Genomic DNA, 3,550 nt, shown 5'->3' on the forward strand with positions numbered 1-3,550 from the left:
TCATTGATTCCACCGGCTATTTCGCTTCAGCATGTTTGGGATCTCATGAACATCTTACTTGCTGACAGTGTTTGGTTAGCGCAAGTTTATCGGCGAATGTGCGTTTTTGTCCGGCTCTGCTCTGATCAATTGTGCTCGTAAAAGGTTCAATTGTCGCTGAAAGGTCTCTTCCTTTGGTGTTGTTGACCCCTTGATCCCGCAGGCTAATTCGCTTCAACTTATTTGGGATCTTATCGGCAACAATGATTGCTGAAAGTAGGCAAGTTTATCATTTTGAGTTAAAGTGCTGCGAACAAATGAATTTTGTAAAAGTTCAATGTAATCAATAAGTAATAAAGCATAGCAAACGCTTCAAGAGGGACTTCCAACGCGCGGCATTTTTATTATGCGTTGGTTTTTGTGGTTACGGTGTTATGCGGAAACTTGATAGTAGCGTTGTCAGCCCCTTAAGCGGGCGTTATGGCGCAATATGAAACAACCAGTGAGGTGATTGTGAGCCAGAAAGTAAAAGTTGCATTGCTGTGGCTCAAAGAGCTTCTCGAGCTGAAGCAAATTTCATATCAAATAGTGGGTGGTTTAGCGGCCAAAATCCATGGCGGCTCACGAGAAGTCGCAGATATTGACCTCTATATTCACAAAAGTGATGCGCATAAAATCTTGGCGGATGTTAGCCAATATATTTCAAAGCCTCTTACTCATTACATCGAAGGCTCTTGGGATTTAGAGTATTTTCAGTTGATTTATGGCTCACAGAAAATAGAAATAGGCCTAGCGCCAGGAACTAAAATACGAGCATCGGAAAGTGATGAGTGGCATGAGCTGCATACCAATTTTGAGCGTTCAGTTTCTGGTGAATACTTGGGTGTTGTGGTGCCGACAATACCCGTTGATGATTTGGTTGCTTACAAACGTGTACTTGGCCGAGAAGTTGATTGGATTGATATTCAAGAGTTAACGGGTGAAATCGCGCCATAACAAACGCCTCAAGAGGGACTGTCAACGCGTGGCGTTTCCAGTCCCAATGAGCCGCGGTGGTTGCAGTTGATGTGTTTGAGTTTGGTTGTTATGCGTTGCCAGCCCCTTAGGCGGGCGTTATGTGCTTTCGAGGAAAATTATGAAAAGACGTATATTGTTAGTTCTCTCCATTTTTGCTTTTACAACCACAGCTTCGGATGAAGAAATAACTTTCGATTGCGATAATGCGGTGAGCACCCTTGAAATTAACACTTGTGCAATAATTGAACTAGATTTAGCAAGAGCAGAACTCTCGAAGTATCTGAATGTAAGTCTTGAACATAATTCTGCTGATTCTGAGTTAGTTAAAGCGATCGAGGTTGCTCAAAATGACTGGCAAGCCTATATGTCCTCTCACTGTAATTCTATTTATACGAAATGGCGTGAAGGTACAATTCGTGATGCGATGACTATTTCATGTGAAACTAATCTAACGGTGCAGAGGACTCATGAGGTTTGGGCACATTTCTTAACCTATATGGATAGTACTCCACCAGTATTACCGGAGCCAAAACAGTAGCTAGTCACCACGCACATAACAAGGCGTTCAAGAGGGATTCGCAACGCGTAGCATTTTCGTTATGCGTTGATTTTATTAGTTTTTAGTGTAATGCGGTGAGTTGGTAGTTGCGTTACTCACCCCTTAACGCGGCGTTATGTGAAAGGAGTAAAATGTGAGCTCTGTTAATGTTAAAAATATAGTTTTTGATATCGGTAATGTTGTAGTTCGTTGGGCTCCGTTGGAGATTATTAGGCTGACTTTCGGTGAAATCTGCTCTGCCGAAGATAAAGCGAAGTCAATATTTCAGTCTGAAACATGGTTAAGTTTGAATAAAGGCCAGTTGACTGAAAATGAAGCTAAAGCTCAATATAAAGAAACTTTAGGATTAACTGATCTAGAATGTGAGCGTCTGTTCTATTATGTTAAACAAACACAAATTCTCATTTTTGGCTCAGTTGATCTTATTAAACGCTGTAAATCTGCTGGCTATAATGTCCTAGCGTTGACCGATAACGTACATGAAATAGTCTTTCATTTGAAAACAGCTTACACATTTTGGGGTTTGTTCGATGGAGCAATCGTTTCTGCCGAAGTCGGCTTATTGAAACCTCAGCGTGAAATCTACCTATCACTACTTTCTCAATATGATCTCAATGCCGCAGAAACAATATTCATCGATGACATGCTATACAATGTTCAAGGTGCAGAGTCGGTTGGTATAAAAGGAATTCAATTTGAAAGTGCTTTCCAATGTGAGCAAGCTTTAAAGTTATTAGGAGTTCAGCTTTAAGTCGTTGAAATTTCACATAACAAACGCTTCAAGAGGGACTTCCAACGCGTGGCATTTTTATTGTGCGTTGATTTCGGTGGTTACGGTGTTATGCGGAAACTTGGTAGTAGCGTTGTCAGCCCCTTAAGCGGGCGTTATAGCTTACTGTTCATTTTGGCATAGACAGAGATGGTTCGATGTTGCAGAGTATGTCATAACTTCATTTAAGAAAGGGAATTACTGTGTTTAGTCATATAATGATCGGCTCAAATAATATAGAGAAATCAAAGGCTTTTTATGATGCCATTATGGCCGTTCTTGGTTACTCGAATGGTTTTATTGATGCGAAAGGCCGCTGTTTCTATCGTAATAAAGAAAGTACTTTAGGCATTACGAAGCCAGTAAATGGTGAACCAGCTACTCATGGAAATGGCGTAACGATTGGTTTTAAAGTTAGTAGCCCTGAATTAGTTGAAGCATGGCATGCGGCAGGTATAGCGAATGGAGGCATTACTTGTGAGGATCCACCAGGGATCCGAGTCAGTGGAGACCGAAAGCTTTATTTGGCTTATTTACGTGATCCTTCAGGTAATAAACTTTGTGCAACCCATTTTTTGTCTACAGAGAGCAAATAACCACGCTATAACAAAGCGTTCAAGAGGGATTCGCAACGCGTAGCATTTTCATTATGCATTGATTTTATTAGTTTTTAGTGCAATGCGGTGAGTTGGTAGTTGCGTTACTCACCCCTTAACGCGGCGTTAGGCTCAAAGAGGTTAATATGACATCAACAGTTGGTCTTAAAGCAGTAGCAGTTTTAGAGGGGAGTAAAGGTTTACTCTCTCTTATCGTTGCTATTGGCTTGCATTTCCTTGTTGGTGATAACTTGCAGGAATTAGCTGAATCGATAGTAAAACATGCTCATTTAAATCCAGCGAGTCATTTGCCGAATATTTTTATAACAGCAGTCAGTGATATTTCAAATATTAACATAAGTATCATTGCGTTAGGAGCATTAGCATACTCATTAATTCGCTTTGTCGAAGCGTATGGTTTATGGAAATCCTATGGTTGGACAAAATGGTTTGCTTTGTTGAGTGGGGCAGTTTATTTACCTTTCGAAGTTTATGGAATTGTTGTTCGTCCAAGTATTTTAGGGGCAAGTGTTTTCGTTCTAAACATCATTGTTGTGGCTTACATGGCTAGAGTTGTGTTGTTAAAAAACGAGTTAAAACAATAATAGGTAAGTGATTTGAGCCTAACAA

5 protein-coding genes are annotated in these 3,550 nt (G+C 40.5%); all 5 read left to right on the top strand.

The window, feature by feature from the left end:
• Nucleotides 1-459 precede the first annotated feature (459 nt).
• The 5 genes from CAG58_RS09860 to CAG58_RS09885 all read left to right on the top strand — a co-directional run bounded on the left by CAG58_RS09860 (nt 460) and on the right by CAG58_RS09885 (nt 3,525).
• The gene (locus tag CAG58_RS09860) at nt 460-975 is read left to right on the top strand and encodes a MazG-related protein (protein WP_161429610.1); all 516 of its coding nucleotides are present in this window, start codon (nt 460-462) and stop codon (nt 973-975) included.
• 139 nt (nt 976-1,114) lie between these two features.
• Complete coding sequence (locus CAG58_RS09865) at nt 1,115-1,534, top strand: lysozyme inhibitor LprI family protein (protein ID WP_161429611.1); 420 nt, start codon at nt 1,115-1,117, stop codon at nt 1,532-1,534.
• A 154-nt stretch (nt 1,535-1,688) separates the two neighbouring features.
• Complete coding sequence (locus tag CAG58_RS09870) at nt 1,689-2,306, top strand: HAD-IA family hydrolase (protein WP_161429612.1); 618 nt, start codon at nt 1,689-1,691, stop codon at nt 2,304-2,306.
• A gap of 221 nt (nt 2,307-2,527) precedes the next feature.
• Nucleotides 2,528-2,920: a VOC family protein gene (locus tag CAG58_RS09880; protein ID WP_161439732.1), complete on the top strand. Its 393-nt coding sequence runs from the start codon at nt 2,528-2,530 to the stop codon at nt 2,918-2,920.
• Nucleotides 2,921-3,066: 146 nt separating this feature from the next.
• Nucleotides 3,067-3,525, top strand: a complete 459-nt coding sequence (locus CAG58_RS09885; protein ID WP_161429847.1) for a DUF2127 domain-containing protein — start codon at nt 3,067-3,069, stop codon at nt 3,523-3,525.
• Nucleotides 3,526-3,550: the final 25 nt, after the last annotated feature.

The organism is Vibrio sp. V31_P5A7T61 (assembly GCF_009904895.1).
Lineage (GTDB): Bacteria > Pseudomonadota > Gammaproteobacteria > Enterobacterales > Vibrionaceae > Vibrio > Vibrio metschnikovii.

Coding starts and splice junctions, on each gene's coding strand:
- CAG58_RS09860 (WP_161429610.1), top strand. CDS start 460: ATGGCGCAATATGAAACAACCAGTGAGGTGATTGTGAGCCAGAAAGTA.
- CAG58_RS09865 (WP_161429611.1), top strand. CDS start 1,115: ATGAAAAGACGTATATTGTTAGTTCTCTCCATTTTTGCTTTTACAACC.
- CAG58_RS09885 (WP_161429847.1), top strand. CDS start 3,067: ATGACATCAACAGTTGGTCTTAAAGCAGTAGCAGTTTTAGAGGGGAGT.